The 14,875-nt window shown below is 69.6% G+C and carries 14 protein-coding genes; 8 read left to right on the top strand and 6 right to left on the bottom strand.

Annotated features, from left to right (window positions below):
• The first annotated feature begins 149 nt into the window (after positions 1-149).
• From ACFYO0_RS27445 to ACFYO0_RS27425, 5 genes are read left to right on the top strand one after another with little or no spacing between them, the layout of a single operon-like run.
• Entirely contained in the window at positions 150-2,996 is a 2,847-nt protein-coding gene (locus ACFYO0_RS27445; RefSeq protein ID WP_388681143.1) for a nitrate- and nitrite sensing domain-containing protein, read from the top strand.
• Positions 2,993-3,499, top strand: coding sequence for a roadblock/LC7 domain-containing protein (locus tag ACFYO0_RS27440; protein WP_388681139.1), 507 nt, complete (start codon positions 2,993-2,995; stop codon positions 3,497-3,499). Before ACFYO0_RS27445 ends, ACFYO0_RS27440 begins: the two co-directional genes overlap by 4 nt.
• The gene (locus tag ACFYO0_RS27435) at positions 3,496-3,909 is read left to right on the top strand and encodes a DUF742 domain-containing protein (RefSeq protein WP_388681136.1); all 414 of its coding nucleotides are present in this window, start codon (positions 3,496-3,498) and stop codon (positions 3,907-3,909) included. Before ACFYO0_RS27440 ends, ACFYO0_RS27435 begins: the two co-directional genes overlap by 4 nt.
• Complete coding sequence (locus ACFYO0_RS27430) at positions 3,890-4,528, top strand: ATP/GTP-binding protein (RefSeq protein ID WP_388681134.1); 639 nt, start codon at positions 3,890-3,892, stop codon at positions 4,526-4,528. Before ACFYO0_RS27435 ends, ACFYO0_RS27430 begins: the two co-directional genes overlap by 20 nt.
• 34 nt (positions 4,529-4,562) lie before the next feature.
• Positions 4,563-5,858 (top strand): styrene monooxygenase/indole monooxygenase family protein, encoded by a 1,296-nt coding sequence (locus ACFYO0_RS27425; protein WP_388681132.1) that lies wholly within the window; start codon positions 4,563-4,565, stop codon positions 5,856-5,858.
• Here ACFYO0_RS27425 and ACFYO0_RS27420 read toward each other — a convergent pair.
• The 4 genes from ACFYO0_RS27420 to ACFYO0_RS27405 all read right to left on the bottom strand — a co-directional run bounded on the left by ACFYO0_RS27420 (position 5,789) and on the right by ACFYO0_RS27405 (position 9,287).
• On the bottom strand, positions 5,789-6,997 hold the full coding sequence (locus ACFYO0_RS27420) for an NlpC/P60 family protein (RefSeq protein ID WP_388681130.1): 1,209 nt from the start codon (positions 6,995-6,997) through the stop codon (positions 5,789-5,791). The genes ACFYO0_RS27425 and ACFYO0_RS27420 overlap by 70 nt on opposite strands.
• 101 nt (positions 6,998-7,098) lie before the next feature.
• Complete coding sequence (locus ACFYO0_RS27415; RefSeq protein ID WP_388681127.1) at positions 7,099-7,425, bottom strand: hypothetical protein; 327 nt, start codon at positions 7,423-7,425, stop codon at positions 7,099-7,101.
• Positions 7,422-8,156, bottom strand: coding sequence for a TetR/AcrR family transcriptional regulator (locus ACFYO0_RS27410; RefSeq protein ID WP_388681124.1), 735 nt, complete (start codon positions 8,154-8,156; stop codon positions 7,422-7,424). Before ACFYO0_RS27410 ends, ACFYO0_RS27415 begins: the two co-directional genes overlap by 4 nt.
• 192 nt (positions 8,157-8,348) lie before the next feature.
• Positions 8,349-9,287 (bottom strand): diiron oxygenase, encoded by a 939-nt coding sequence (locus ACFYO0_RS27405; protein WP_388681122.1) that lies wholly within the window; start codon positions 9,285-9,287, stop codon positions 8,349-8,351.
• Positions 9,288-9,430: 143 nt separating this feature from the next.
• Between ACFYO0_RS27405 and ACFYO0_RS27400 the strand changes: the two genes are divergently transcribed.
• Together ACFYO0_RS27400 and ACFYO0_RS27395 are read left to right on the top strand one after the other, a co-directional pair.
• Positions 9,431-10,543: a ferritin-like domain-containing protein gene (locus ACFYO0_RS27400; protein WP_388681120.1), complete on the top strand. Its 1,113-nt coding sequence runs from the start codon at positions 9,431-9,433 to the stop codon at positions 10,541-10,543.
• A gap of 81 nt (positions 10,544-10,624) precedes the next feature.
• Entirely contained in the window at positions 10,625-11,263 is a 639-nt protein-coding gene (locus ACFYO0_RS27395) for a Uma2 family endonuclease (protein ID WP_388681117.1), read from the top strand.
• Between the two features lie 5 nt (positions 11,264-11,268).
• Here the strand turns inward: ACFYO0_RS27395 and ACFYO0_RS27390 are convergent, their stop codons facing one another.
• Positions 11,269-11,775 (bottom strand): DUF3291 domain-containing protein, encoded by a 507-nt coding sequence (locus ACFYO0_RS27390; RefSeq protein ID WP_388681114.1) that lies wholly within the window; start codon positions 11,773-11,775, stop codon positions 11,269-11,271.
• Positions 11,776-12,011: 236 nt separating this feature from the next.
• Here ACFYO0_RS27390 and ACFYO0_RS27385 point away from each other — a divergent pair, with 236 nt between their 5' ends.
• Entirely contained in the window at positions 12,012-13,973 is a 1,962-nt protein-coding gene (locus ACFYO0_RS27385; protein WP_388681111.1) for a nitrate- and nitrite sensing domain-containing protein, read from the top strand.
• A 100-nt stretch (positions 13,974-14,073) separates the two neighbouring features.
• On the opposite strand, the gene ACFYO0_RS27380 is transcribed toward ACFYO0_RS27385, so the two are convergent.
• Positions 14,074-14,832, bottom strand: a complete 759-nt coding sequence (locus tag ACFYO0_RS27380) for an SH3 domain-containing protein (protein ID WP_388681108.1) — start codon at positions 14,830-14,832, stop codon at positions 14,074-14,076.
• Positions 14,833-14,875: the final 43 nt, after the last annotated feature.

Genomic DNA, 14,875 nt, shown 5'->3' with positions numbered 1-14,875 from the left:
GGTCGGGAGCCGTAACGGTGGCGACGCGTTTGATGGCGAATCGTCACCCGGGCCCATGGGTACACGAGTCAAGAATGCGAGCATCGGTGCAGAAGATGCGGCCTCGGCGCAAAGGCAATCAGAAGGCCTCGGACGAGGCCTCCGGGCGCATGTCGAGCTCCCAGAACTCCCCGGCAGGACAGCCGAGGAACCCGGACCCCGCCGGAAAGAGCCGCCCCGCCCACGTACGCACCCGGCTGATCGTCGCCGTCGCCGTCGTGGCCGTCGCGATCGCCGGAGCCGGTGCCCCCTCCGTCGTCGCCGCCTCGAGCGACCTGAACGACTCCCAGAACCTGGTCACGCTCGCCGACCAGACCAAGGACGCGCTGACCCTCGCCCACGCGCTCGCCGACGAACGCGACGAGGTCACCTCCTACATCGCGGCCGGCCGCCCCGATGGCGAAGGCCCCTCCGAGCGGCACAGCGCCCGCGTCGACCGGCAGGTCGACGAGCTGAGCACCGAGGAGGCGCCCGCCGAGCTGCGCAAGGACCTCGACGAGATCTCTTCCGTACGCAGAGCAGCGCTCACCGGCAAGAGCACCGCTCTCGAAGCGCATCAGGCGTACTCCACCGCCATAGCCGAACTCCACGCCCTCGCCGAGGACCTGGCCGAGCGGCTGCCGCCCCGCGCGGGCGCCGGCGCGCACGCACTCGCCGACCTCGACACCGCCGTCCAGCAGGCCGCCGCCACCCGCGGACTGCTCCTCGCCGCGCTGAACGTGCCCACCAGGACCGAGACCGTCACCGACCCGGTCACCGGCGCGACCAGCAGGGAGACCACGTCTTCCGCGGCCGACACCAGGACGCGCAACGCCCTCAGTGCCGCCGCCCAGCAGGCGAACGTCCGAGAGCAGGCCGCGCTCGCCGACTTCCACGACGCCGCGCCCACCGCGAACAGCGCGTCGTACTACTCCACGGTGACCGGTCCCGACGTCACCTCCGCCGAGAGGTACCTCGCGACCCTCGTCGACCGGGCGACCCTCTCCGAGTCCGAACTCGGCACCAACACCGAGAAACTGGACGCAGCGCTCTCCGCGCGCGTCGAGCAGATGCGTGGCATCGAGGCGTCCCTCAACAGCCAACGGGCCAAGGATCTCGCCCAGTTGCGCGACGACGACGTCACCGCCCTGGAGATCCGTATCGCACTCCTCGGCTTCCTGATGCTGGTCGCCGTCGGCGTATCCACGGCCATGGCCCGTACGCTGACCCGCCCGCTGGCCGTGCTCCGCCTCGGTTCGGCCCGGCTGGCCGCCGACCCGGCCGCCCAGGAGCCGGTGAAGTTCACCGGCCGCAACGACGAGTTCGCCCAGGTCGTACGCTCCGTCAACGCGCTGCACGCGCACGCCGCCGCGCTCCATGAGCGGCTGACGAGCCTGGAGAGCGACCGCAAGCACCTCATCGGCCAACGCCAGCTCATGGCCGACGAGCGCGACAAGCTGCGCAGGGAACTCGCTGAGGCCGCCGCGCACTTGGCGCAGGTACGGCAGAGCATCCACGGCACCTTCGTCAACCTCTCGCTGCGCACCCTCGGTCTCGTCGAGCGGCAGCTGTCCGTCATCGAGCAGCTCGAGGAACGCGAGCAGGACCCCGACCGGCTCGGCACGCTCTTCCGCCTCGACCACTTCGCCACCGTCATGCGCCGCCACAGCGAGAACCTGCTGGTCCTCGCCGGCGCCGAACACGGCCACCAGCACCCCGAGCCGGTCCCGCTCATCGATGTCGTACGCGCCGCCGTCAGCGAGATCGAGCGCTACGAGCGGGTACGGATCGCCGCGCTGCCGCCGCACGCGCACCTCGCCGGGTTCGCGGCGGACGACATCAGCCACCTGATGGCCGAACTCATGGAGAACGCCGCGTCGTTCTCGCCACCCGACATCCCCGTCGAGGTCTCCGGCTGGCTCCTGGAAAGCGGCGAGGTCATGCTCTCCGTACAGGACGAGGGCATCGGCATGACCACCGACCGGCTCGACCAACTCAACGCCCGCCTCTCGGACTTCGACCCCGAGGATTCGTACGACCAGGAGAGCGGCGAGGGTCTCGGGCTCGGTCTGTACGTGGTCGCGAGGCTCGCGCACCGGCACGGCGTACGGGTACGGCTGCGCGAGCAGAAGCAGGGCGGCATCGCGGCGGTCGTGGTCCTGCCCAAGTCGCTGCTCGCCGCCGCACCCGCCGTGACGGTCCCCTCGGCGACCCACCCGGCACTCGGCAGCGCCGGCTCACTGTCGTTCCCCGGCGCCGACTCCGAGGTCAACTCCAACGTGCTGCCCGGCCGTCCGAGCCGGGACCCGCTGATCGCGGCGGCGGAAGAGGCGGTACGGGAGGACACCGGCGCCGATACCGACACCGGCGCCGAAGAAGAAGTCGTACGGGACGAAGCACCGTCCTCCGCGCCCGCCGCACCGGAAGCCGAGCCCGCGCCCGCGGAATCCGCTCAGCCCGCCGAGGCCCCAGAGCCCACGGAGCCACCCGAGCCGTCCGGGCCCGAGACCACCATGGCGCTCATCGCCATCCCCGCTCAGGCCGGCGATCCCGACCCGTACGCCATCGGCCCCGACTCCCACGAGCGGGCCCACGACGACCGTTTCGTAGACGAACGGGTCGCAGACGAACGGGTCGCAGACGAGCAGGTCGTGGACGAGCAGGCCGCGGACGAACCCGAGCGGGTCACCGACAAGGGCCTGCCCAAGCGGACGCCCAAGATCAACGCGCCCGCACCGGCCGCCAGGCCGCGCGCGGCGTCCGTGGACGCCGAGGCGCTGCGTCGCAGGCTGGGCGGGTTCCACCGGGGCGCGATCGAGGGCCGCCGCGACGTCGAGGCGGAACTCGCCGAGCAGGCGCCCACAGCGGAACGCGCAACAGAAGCCGCAGCGCGGCCCGCAGGGGAACGCGCACCAGAAGTCGTGGAAACCGAGGGGGACACAGTCCAGGGGGACACAGTCGAGGAGGCAAGCAGTTGACAGCGCCGAGTACCTTCGGACTGAGCAATGAGGCCCGCAATCTGCACTGGCTGCTGACGAACCTCGTCGAGGAGGTGCCGGGCATCCTGTCGGTCGCGGTGGTCTCCTCCGACGGTCTGCTCCTGCTCTCCTCCGACGCCGGGAGGAACGCGGAGGCCGTGGAGGTGGCGGGCACCGCCAGTCCCAGAGGCCCCAGGGGCTCCTCCGCCGACCTCGCCACCGTCGTCTCCGGCATCGGCAGTCTCACCATCGGCGCCGCCAGACTGATGGACTCCGGCGGCGTCAAGCAGACCATGGTCGCGATGGAGGAGGGCAGCCTCTTCGTCATGTCGATCAGCGACGGCTCGCTGCTCGGCGTGCACGGTGCGCCCGACTGCGACATGAGCGTCGTCGCGTACCACATGGCGCTCTTCGTGGGCCGCGCCGGGCACGTCCTGACCCCCGAACTCCGCAGCGAGCTGCGCCAGTCGATAGAGGACGCGTCGATAGGGAGCACCCAGTGAGCAGCCAGGCGCCCAGGCTTCCCGTACGCGGCAGCGACCGCAAACCCGCCCGCGTACGCCCGTACTCGCTCACCGGCGGCCGTACGCGCTTCGGCCACGTACTGCTCGTCGAGACCTTCGTGGCGAGCACCGCCGCGCTCGAAGCCCCCGACGAACGGCGGGAGCTGACGAACGGCTCGCTGGGCACCCGTGTGATGCCCGAAATGCGGGCCATCGTCGAACTCTGCCGCCGGATGCGTACGGTGGCCGAGATCGCCGCGCTGCTGAAGATGCCCCTCGGCGTGGTTCGCGTACTCATCAGCGATCTGGCGGACCAGGGAAAGATCCGCGTGTACGGAACCGGTCACGGCACCGGACAGCCGGACCGCGCACTGCTCGAAAGGGTGCTGAATGGACTCCGCCGTCTCTGAAGCCGCCGCAGGCCCCGTCGCCGTCCCGGACGCGGACGAGAACCTTCAGGCCTGGCAGACGGACCCGACGCGCGCCCCGATCGCCACGAAGATCGTGGTGGCGGGCGGCTTCGGTGTCGGTAAGACCACGCTCGTCGGCGCCGTCTCCGAGATCACGCCTCTTGAGACCGAGGCGCTGATGACCGAGGCGAGCGAGGACACCGACGACCTCACCGCGACGCCCGAGAAGCTGACGACGACCGTGGCCATGGACTTCGGCCGCATCACGCTCGACGACGACCTGGTGCTCTACCTCTTCGGCACACCGGGCCAGCAGCGGTTCTGGTTCATGTGGGACGACCTCGTCCGCGGGGCGATCGGCGCGGTCGTCCTCGCCGACACCCGCCGACTGAAGGACTGCTTCCCCGCCCTTGACTACTTCGAGAGCTGCGGACTGCCGTACGTCGTCGCCGTCAACCACTTCGACGGCACCGAGCGGTACGAACCCGAAGATGTGCGCGAGGCCCTCACCGTGCCCGCACACATACCTGTCATGATCATGGACGCGCGCCGCCGGATCTCGGTGATCGAGACATTGCTGGCCCTCGTCGGCCACGCGCTCGCCGTCAGCCCCGAGTAGTTACCAGTAGTTGCAGGTAGGAGACAGGACCCGCATGCGGAAGATACTCGTCGTCGGAGCCGGTCAGTCCGGACTCCAGCTCGCCCTCGGACTCCAGTCGAACGGGTACGAGGTCACCCTGATGTCCAACCGGACGGCGGACGAGATCCGTGCCGGCCGCGTCATGTCCACGCAGTGCATGTTCCACACGGCCCTGCAGCACGAGCGCGATCTCCAGCTGAACTTCTGGGAGTCCCAGGCCCCGAAGATCGAAGGACTCGGTGTCTCGGTCGCCGCCCCCGGCTCGCACGACCCGGGCCCCACCCAGCGGGCGATCGACTGGATGGGCAGGCTCGACGGGTACGCGCAGTCCGTGGACCAGCGCATGAAGATGGCCGGCTGGATGGAGACGTTCGCACAGCGCGGCGGTCAGCTCGTCATCCACGGCGCGGCCGTGTCGGACCTCGACTACTTCTCCCGTACGTACGACCTGGTGCTGGTATCGGCGGGCAAGGGCGAGCTCGTCTCCATGTTCGGCCGGGACGCCGCCCGTTCCCCGTACACCGAGCCGCAGCGCGCGCTGGCCGTCGCGTACGTCCACGGCCTGGGCCCGCGCCCGGAGCACCCGGACATGGAGGCGGTCCGCTGCAACCTGGTCCCCGGCGTCGGCGAACTCTTCGTCATGCCCTGCCTCACCAACTCCGGCCGTGCCGACATCCTCTTCTGGGAGGGCATACCCGGCGGCCCGCTCGACGTTTTCCAGGGCGTCAAGGACCCCGCCGAACACCTCTCCCTGACCCTGGAACTCATGGAGAAGTTCACGCCCTGGGAGTACGCGCGGGCCACCAAGGTCGAGCTGACCGACGCAGGCGGCACGCTGTCCGGCCGTTACACCCCCACCGTCCGCAACCCCGTGGGCCGCCTCCCCGGCGGCGGACTGGTCCTGGGCGTCGCGGACGTGGTCGTGGCGAACGACCCGATCACCGGCCAGGGCTCCAACTCCGCCTCGAAATGCGCCGCTTCGTACCTGGACTCGATCCTCTCGCACGGTGATCAGCCCTTCGACGAGGCCTGGATGCGGGCCACCTTCGAGCGCTACTGGGACACCGCCCAGTACGTCACCAAGTGGACCAACGCGATGCTCGGCGCACCGCCGGAGCACGTCCTGAACCTGATCGGCGCCGCGGGCCAGCTCCCGCCGGTCGCCGACCGCTTCGCCAACGGCTTCAACGACCCGGCCGACTACGAGAACTTCTTCTATGAGCCCGAGAAGACCGAGGCCTATCTGGCGTCGGTCGTGGGCGCGGCAGCCGCCGAAGGAGCTTCGCCCTCGGAGCCTTCGCCCTCGTAGTTCTCGCCTTCGTACCCCTCGTCGGACCCGTCCGTCGCGCCCGGGGGGAGCTTCGGTGGCGTGTACTGCCGCAGGGGCTCCCCGGCCGGGTCCGGGCGGACCGCGCCCAGGACGGGGTTGGCCGCGAGCGGTGAGACCTTGACCGTCGCGCCGGGCCGGGGCGCGTGGACCACCATGCCGTTGCCCAGATAGAGGGCGACGTGGGTGGCCTCGGGGAAGTAGACGACGAGGTCCCCGGGACGCAGCTCGTTCAGCGGCACCCTGTCGAGCTGCTCCCACTGCTCCTGGCTGGTACGCGGGACGGTCTGCCCCGCGTACGCCCAGGCCTCGGACGTCAGCCCCGAGCAGTCGTACGTGTGCGGACCTTCGGCGCCCCACTCGTAGGGCTTGCCGATCTGTTCCACGGCGTACCGCAGCGCCGCCTCGCCCTTCCGTGAGGGAGGGCGCGCTCTGCTGCCGAGTGCGCCGGAGGCCACGAGTTCCTCCTGTGCCTCGGCCTCCGAGGCCTTCTGCAGCTCGGCCAGTTCGGCGAGCTGGTCGGCAGTGAGGGAGGCGAGCAGTTTCTCGACATCCACGAGGCGCTTCCGTACGGCGTCACGGTCCTTCTTCTTCCGTTCGGCGAGGGTGAGTTGGCCGTCGAGGGCCTTGCGGGCGGCGCGGGCGAGCCTGTCGGTCTTCTTCTCGTTCCCGGTCAGCCGCTGCACCGTCTCGGCCCGCCGCTTGGAGAGCTGCCGGATCACATGCGCCTGGTCGAGGGCGTGCTGCGGGTCGCGGGCGAGGAGCAGGCGTACGTACGGGGAGATCTCGGTGCTGCTCTGGTACTGCTGCCGGGCGAGCCGTGCGGCGGCGCTGCGGCTGTCGTGCAGGGAGAGCCGGGCCCTGGCGAGCCGCCGGTTCAGCTTCGCGACCTGGGCGCGCTGCTTCTTCAGCTTCTCCTCGGTGGCGTTGTAGGTCTCGGTGGCCTTCTCGGCTTCCCGGTAGAGGCGCTGAAGGTCTGTCAGCAGCTCGGCGACGGGCCGTTCGCCGGACTCGCCGGGCTCCGCCGCTGCTGCCGCGGGTGCGGGTCCCGGTGCTGGTGAGATGACTGCGCCGGTCGCGATCGCCGCCGTACAGACCAGACGCAGAAGCCTTCCTGACACGTCTTCACCTCCGGTACGAGGTGGCCCCTCCACCCCGTACCGCGAGCATCAGACGGCTGCGTCGCGCTCGCGCGGGCAGTGGTCGGTTCGGCTCAAGGCGGTCACTCGTCGGCGTCGTCGGGCCTGCCGTGCGGCGTGGCGTCTGGCTTGGTGTCCGGTGTGGTCTCCGGCTTGGACCACGGCCATTTGAGCTTGCCGCCCTTGTCGCCCTCGGGGTCGAACTCGTACTTCCACCCCGGGTGCAGGGCGAGCTTTCTGCCCTGCACCGACGGTACGCGCCGGTAGACGAGAACCGTCGGCGGACCGCCCGCCGCGTCCGGGACCGGAACCCGGTACACCTTCGGCGGGTGCCCGGTCATGCCGAGCAGCACGGGCAGTACGCGGCCGTCGAGAGGCCCGCCCACGAACGGAGTGTCTTCGCTCTTCACGGGGCCAGTCTCACAAACGGGGCGTCGCCCACCACGGGGAGCACCCGGCGGACCAGCGAGCCGAGCGCTCCCTCGGCGTTCTCCAGCGCGAGCGCGGCCCGTACGACGCCGGCGGTCTGCGGGTCGCGTCCCGCGGTCGCCACGAGACAGGCCACGAACTGCTCGACCAGCCAGTCGCGCAACTCGTCCAGCGGCGGTTCCTTGTCCTCGTCCAGCCAGATGAGCGAGGCGGCCTCGACGGCTGTGATCCACATCCGCACGGTCATCCGGAGCCGTGGGCCCGGCTCCTTCACGTCCAGGTGACTCAGGATGTGGTCGGCGGCGGCTCGTCGTACGCCGTCCACGATGGACGTGGTCCGGGACGTTTCGATGACGCTCCCGCCCTGGAGGAGGGCGCTGAACCCCGCGTCGTGTTCGTCCACGAAGGCGAGGTACCGGTCGAGCGCGCGAGCGAGCCTCTTCGTCAGCGCGCCCTCCGGGGGCTCGGCGAAACAGTGCTCCAGCTCTTCGGCGGCGGACCGCAGGGCGGCCTCGTACAGTTGCTGCTTCCCACCGGGGAAGTACCGGTACACGAGCGGCCGCGACACCCCGGCGGCCTCCGCCACATCGTCGAGGGACACGTCCTCCGGGACCCGTCGGGCGAAGAGCTCCAACGCTGCGTCGAGTAGCTGGCCGCGTCGTTCTTCTACTGTGAGGCGCCGGTATGCGGGGGTGGGGGCCTCGGAGGTCATATCGGCCAGCGTAGCCCTCCGGAGGTTGAGCAGGGGGTTCGTTCTCGGGTGCGGGTTGTGTGCGGCTGGTCGTTCCCCCCACTCTCGGCTTCTCCCCACTCTCGGCTTCGCTCGAGCGGGGGGACCCCCATCAGCGGGCGACCCCCATCGCGGCGGAGCCCCATGTGTCCCAGCCCCGTGCCCCTGAAACCGTCACGCCAGCAAGCCCGACGACCTCCACAGGCGCCGCCCCGCTCCCCTGAGCACCCCGATGTCGTCGAGGAAGTCGGTCAAACGCTTGGCCCCGGTCTGCATCACCTCGCGCCGGTGCCCGCTGGACCGGACCTGGTCCAGCGCCTCGCGCCGGTCGAGCCCGACGTTCGCATAGACGTCGGGGTTGACGAACGCGACGGAGAAGACGCAGGCGAACTCACCGGAGCTGATCCGGGTGAACTCCTGGGACCAGCGCGGAGCGGTCACCATCTGCCGGCGCAGTTCCTCACGGGCGTACCGCACATGACGGGACTCCTCCACGACGTGGATCCGCGTCACACCCCGGATCAGCGGCTGGACGCGTTCGTCCGGAAACGTGAGGCGCTGCATCCAGTCGAGGACCTCCTCACCGAGCAGCGTCGCCGTGAAGGAACCCGGGGTCGTGGAGATCGTCTTGAAGAGGCGCCCGAGGTTCTGGTGGAGGCGGCTCACCGGGTAGTACGGGGTGCCGCCCCGGCTGATGAGACGGGCGAACATCTTCGAGTGACGGCACTCGTCCTCGATCTCGGTCAGCGCGTAGCGCACGTGCGCACTCGTCGCCGCCTTGTCATAGATGTGCCGTACGAGCAGCTGCATCAGGATGATCTCGAACCAGATCCCCAGCGAGGCCAGCGCCGCGGCCTCATGCCGGGAGAGCAGGATGCGCTGTTCCTCGGACATCCGCCGCCACAGAGGCGTGCCGTACAGCGACACCAGTTCCGGCGGCCAGAACCACTTGCCCTCCTCGAAGGGCGCGTCCCAGTCCAGCTCCTTGTCGGGGTCGAAGGAGTGCTTCGCGGACGCGTCGAGCAGCCGCGCGGCCACCTGTTCCCGGTCCTTGAGCAGGCCGAGCGCATCGCGGGCACCCGCGAGCGCATCGGCTTCCGTCACGGTCGTCATGGCCGAGCCACCTCTTCGAAGATCCGGACAGGTCAAGGGAGTTACCGGTGGTCAACGCTTATGAGACCGCCTGTCAGCAAGCTCGTCAATCCCTTGCGTGAGACTTGTTGACACTTCGTCTAGCACGCGAGAGTCTGCGCACCATGCCGACCTTTGACCTCTACGCCCAGGACCCCGGAGACTCCCTCTGGCAGGTGCCCGCGAGCGGTGCGGCACGGTTCAGCTGGGAGTACGACGACGGACGCGACCGGCTGCTGGCCCTGTACCAGAAGGGCAAGGACAAGCAGTGGGACGGACAGCGGCGTATCGACTGGGACCTGGAGGTGGACCCGTACGATCCGCTCGGCATCCCCGACGAGTCCCTCACCCTCTACGGCACCCGGCACTGGGCGAAGATGACGGAGCGGGACAAGGGCGAGCTGCGCAAGCACTACGCCTCTTGGAACTTCAGTCAGTTCCTGCACGGCGAGCAGGGCGCGATGGTGTGCGCGGCCCGGATCGTCGAGTCCGTGCCCGACCTGGACGCCAAGTTCTACTCCGCGACCCAGACGATGGACGAGGCCCGGCACGCGGAGATCTACGGACGCTTCCTGCACGAGAAGATCGAGCTGGTCTATCCGGTCAACGACAACCTCCAGTCGCTGCTCGGTGACACACTGCGCGACTCGCGCTGGGACATGCCGTACCTCGGAATGCAGGTCCTGATCGAGGGCCTCGCTCTCGCCGCCTTCGGCATGATCAGGGACACGACCGACAAGCCGCTGCCGCGGCAGATCCTCGCGTACGTCATGCAGGACGAGGCCCGTCACGTGGCCTTCGGCCGTATGGCGCTGCGCGACTACTACAAACAACTCTCCGACGCCGAACTGCGCGAACGCGAGGAGTTCGTCATCGAGGGCTGCTACCTGATGCGCGACCGGCTGCGCGGCGTCGAGGTCCTGGAGAACTTCGGCATCCCCAAGGCGGAGGCCGAGGAGTACAGCGAGCAGTCCGAATTCCTCGCCCTCTTCCGCCAGTTGCTCTTCAGCCGCATCGTCCCCTGCGTCAAGGACATCGGCCTGTGGGGCAAGCGCCTCCAGCAGGCGTACGTCGACATGGGCGTCTTCGAGATGGGCAACTCCAACCTGGACCTGCTGATGGCCCAGGACGAGGAGGTCGCGGAGAAACTGGACGCGGAGCGGTTCGCGGTGGAGGAGCGGGAGCGGGTGGCGGAGGTGGAGGGGGCGATCGAGGAGGGTCAACGCCCTGCGGAGTGATCACTCGATCGACGGGCGAATCGGCATATTCCCCTGGGTACGCTGACTGTGCCAGGCAGACTCCGTCACATGGGAGCAATCATGAGCGCCGCACGCGACTACGGGGTGGATGCGGACTACGAGTGGGTCCGTCCACCGGAGGGTGGCTGGACGGCGGACGACCTCGACGAGCTTCCCAACCTGCCTCCGCACACGGAGCTGATCGACGGGAGTCTTGTCTTCGTGAGTCCGCAGACCCGCTTTCACCTGCGCACGATCCGGCTTCTGGAGTATGCCCTGCTCAGCCAGGCACCGGATGCGTACGACGTCGATCGGGAGTTCAGCGTCAGGCTGGACGGACGCAACCGGCCCGAGCCTGACGTCCTCGTGTACCGGGCGGACGCAGCTACCGGACCGCATCAGACCTGGCACCACTCCGATGCCGTCGTCCTCGCCATCGAGGTCGTCTCCGAGGACTCCATGGCACGTGATCGTGAGGTCAAGCCCCGCAAATATGCGGCAGCGGGCATTCCGTACTTCTGGCGGGTGGAGGAGAGCGAGGGCCTGCCCGTGGTCTACACCTACGAGCTCGATCGATCCACGAACACCTACAGCGTCACCGGCATCCACCACGATCGGCTGAAGCTGGCCGTCCCGTTTCCCCTTACCATCGATCTCACTGCCATCAACCGCCGACCGTCAGTCGCGCCCCCCTCGGAGTCCCCGGACCTACAGGCCTGAGCCTCCTAGACGGAGCAGCCCAACCCCTCCGGCACCTCCCCCGGCACCGGCTCCGCTCCTTGCGGCGGGAACGACGTGCGCAGGGTGAAGGCGTACGGGGTCGGGCCGTTCGTGCGCAGGTGCAGCAGGCGGGACTCGGCCTCCGTGACCGTCGGGCGGTGGCCCGGCGGGACCCACCACAGAGCCGTCACCGCCTCCTGGAGCTTCTCGAACCACTCGCGGCGTCGGGACAGCAACTCCCGGTGCCGACCCTGGTACATGAAGGCCGTGAGGGCGTTGGTGTCGCGCCACACCGACATGTTGACGATGAGCCAGTCGTCCCCGAAGACGGGGACGTCCGTCGCGTTGCCCGAGTCGCTCTGCAGGCGCCAGACGAAGCCGTCCGAGGAGTCGGCGACCGCGTTCACCGGGTCGAGGGCGTCGACGAAGTCCTTCAACTGAGGGGAATCCAGGGGGGCCTTGAGGCGGGCGATGTTGATCTGGGCGAGTTCGTACGCGGCGGGTTGCGTCATGAACCGAACGATAGGTCGGTTCGGCGGCGTACCCAAGGGCTTTCTCAACCCTTGAGCACGGACCCGTCTCGCCGGGCGGGGTGTGCGATGTGGTCGCGGGCCGCGCCTTCCATCCCCGTACTTCCCCTTCCCTCCTCTTCTCACAACTGCCTCTGGCGCAGGGTGAGTTCCTGTGCACCGATGTCTTACGGGCGGGAAACCGCCGCCTCACCGGCCCGCCCGTAGCCTCGCGGGGCATGACGGGGAACGTGCTGACCAAACTTCCCACCCTTCCTGCCCTTCCCGGCTGGAACTCCATCCGTGGGCGCATGGCCATCGTGCTGGCCGTACCGACCTGCCTTCTGCTCGTGCTGACGGGGCTGGGCGTCGCCGACCGTGCCGCCGACTGGTCCGCCGCGCGGGGGACCGAGGCGCAGGTGGGCGTGCTGCTGCGGGTGCAGGATCTCGTACGGGAGCTGCAACGCGAACGCGGGCTGAGCAACGGGCTGTTGGGCGGTGCCGAGGAGTACCGGGACGACGTGCGGAAGCAGCGGGACCGCACCGACGACGCCCACTCCGCATTGCGAGCGGTGCTCTCACAGGAGAGCAGTGATCTGCCGGACGCCTCCGCCTCCGCCCTCGACGATGCCCAAGTGCCGCTCGCCGACCTCTCCACGACCCGTACCGACGTCGACGCCGGTACCGCCGACCGGGCCGACACTCTGGCCTACTACACGAAGGCCGTCACCGCCCTCATCGACGCCGAGTCCGCGGGCGCGGCCCATGGCGAGCGCCGTATCACCGAGGGCGTCCAGGCCCTGCAGGCCCTGGCCCGCGCCACCGAGGCCGTGGCCCTTGAACGCGGCTCGCTCAACGGGGTGTTCGCGGCCGGGAGCTTCCGGGGCGGCGAGTACCTCGATTTCACCGAGATCCGTGCCACCCGCCTCGCCGCGCTCGGCCAGTTCCGCCAACTCGCCACCCCCACCCAGCAGTCCGACCTCGACGCCGCCTTCAAGACGGCCGCCGCCCGGCGCGTCGGCGGCTACGAGACGCAAGCCGAGCGCGGTGCCGACCGCTCACCTCTGAACGTCGCCCCGGCCCGCTGGTGGCGGGACATGACCACCCTCGTCGACGATCTGCACGACGTGCAGCGCACCGTCGGCGACGACGTACGCGCCGTCGCGGAGGACAGCGGCGCCGCGGCCACTCGCGAACTCGCCGGCTTCCTCGGGCTCGGCGCGCTGATCGTCGCCGTGGCCACCGCGCTCGCCGTCATCTCCGCGCGCTCCATCACCCGTCCCCTCGGAGCCCTCGCCGACGAGGCCGACGCGGTCGCGGGCACCCGACTGCCGACCGCCGTCAAACGCATCCAGGAAGCCAACCCGGACACGCCCCATCCGGGCGGCCCGAACGATCCAGGTGGGCCCCAACTCCCCGGCACCGCACGGGAGATCACCCGTCTGGCCGCCGCCCTGCGCAATGTCGAGCACACCGCCGTTGGCCTTGCCGCCGAACAGGCCGTCCTGCGCCGCAACAGCACCGAGTCCCTGGCCAGCCTCGGCCGCCGCAACCAGACGCTGCTCAGGCGCCAGCTCGGCCTGATCACCACTCTGGAGAACCAGGAACTCGACCCGAACGCCCTCGCCGAACTCTTCGAGCTCGACCATCTGGCCACGCGCATGCGCCGCAACGCCGAGTCCCTGCTCGTCCTCGCCGGCGAGGAGGCTCCCGCCCGCTCCTGGCCGGGCATGGTCACCGTCGCCGAGGTCGTGCAGTCGGCTGTCGCGGAGGTCGAGCAGTACCGCCGGGTGGCGGCCGTCGACGTCGAGGCCTGCCGAATCCGCGGCCATGCCGTCGCCGAGCTGTCCCATCTGCTGGCCGAACTCGTCGAGAACGCCCTGATGTTCAGCCCGCCGCAACAGCAGGTCGAGGTCTACGGCTGGCGGGACGGCGCCGAATACTGCCTGGCGGTCGTCGACCGCGGCATCGGCATGACCCTGGAACGCATGGCCGAAGCCAACGCCCTGCTCTCCGGCAGCGGCTCCTTCCTCACGGCACCCACACGTTTCCTCGGCCACCACGTCGTGGGCGCGCTCGCCTCCCGCCTCGGTGCCCATGTGGAGCTGCGCCCCACCGCCGGTTCGGGCGTCACGGCGTACGTGGCCCTGCCTGCCGCACTCGTCCGGGAGCCGTCGTCAACGGCCGCGGTGAGCGGGTGAGCCGAGTGCCGCGAGTTCGCCAGGCTCCGCCCGGCGTCGTAACCGACGGCGCCGGGGGGCGCGTACGGCGGGAGTTGGGCGGGGCCGCGTTATGCCGGCTTCAGCACGAGCGGGGCACTTGGCCGAAGGTGTCGATGTAGCGGGCCGAGCCCCAGGCCCAGACGCCGTCCGCGAGGAGGTACCAGAGGTGGTTGCCGTCGACGGTGGCGCCCGGCGTCTGGCAGAAGACGCGGACGGTCGAGCCCTGGGGAGCGAGGCCGATCGCTCTGCTGTCGGGGGTGGGCCTGTCGCGGAGGGTGAGTCCGCCGACGGCGGTTACACGGCCCTCGGTGAACTCTTGGTTGTTGTCTTGGTTGTCGGGGCGGCCCGCGTCGCCATTGTTGTCTGGGCGGCCCCAGTTGTTGTCGTTGGTGTTGTCCTGATCGTCCGGACGGTTCCAGTTGTTGTTGGGGCGGCCCGAGTTTGTGTCTTGGTTATTGGGGCGGCCCCAGTCGTTGTTGTTCTCAGGACGGCTCCAGTTGTTGTCGTTGCCATTGGTGTCCGGGCGGCTCCAGTTGTTGTTGTTCTGTGGGCGGCCAGAGTTGTTGCTGTTGTTGTCGGGGCTGTCAGAGTTGTTGCCGGCGTCAGGGCGAGTCGAGTTGCTGGCGTCGTTGTTGGGGCGGCCCGAGTTGTTGGCGTTGCTGTCCGGGCGGCCCGAGTTGCTGCTGTTGTTGTCGGGGTCGTCCTGGCGGCTTTGCCGGCCGCCCCAGTCGGTGCCGTCGTCGTCGCCGTTCGCGAGGGCGGGGCTGGGGGTGGCGAGGGCAAGAGTGACGGCGGCGGTGGCTATACCGAGGCGGGTGACAGCGGAACGCAGGGACATGGCTGGGCCTCCTGAAGGGCGCAGGGGTGACTGGTAGTGACTG

The sequence above is a fragment of the Streptomyces sp. NPDC006365 genome (assembly GCF_042870755.1).
In the GTDB taxonomy this organism is placed as follows: domain Bacteria; phylum Actinomycetota; class Actinomycetes; order Streptomycetales; family Streptomycetaceae; genus Streptomyces; species Streptomyces xiangluensis.
Note: the sequence above shows the minus strand (reverse complement) of the source record. Positions and strands in the feature narration are given on the sequence as shown.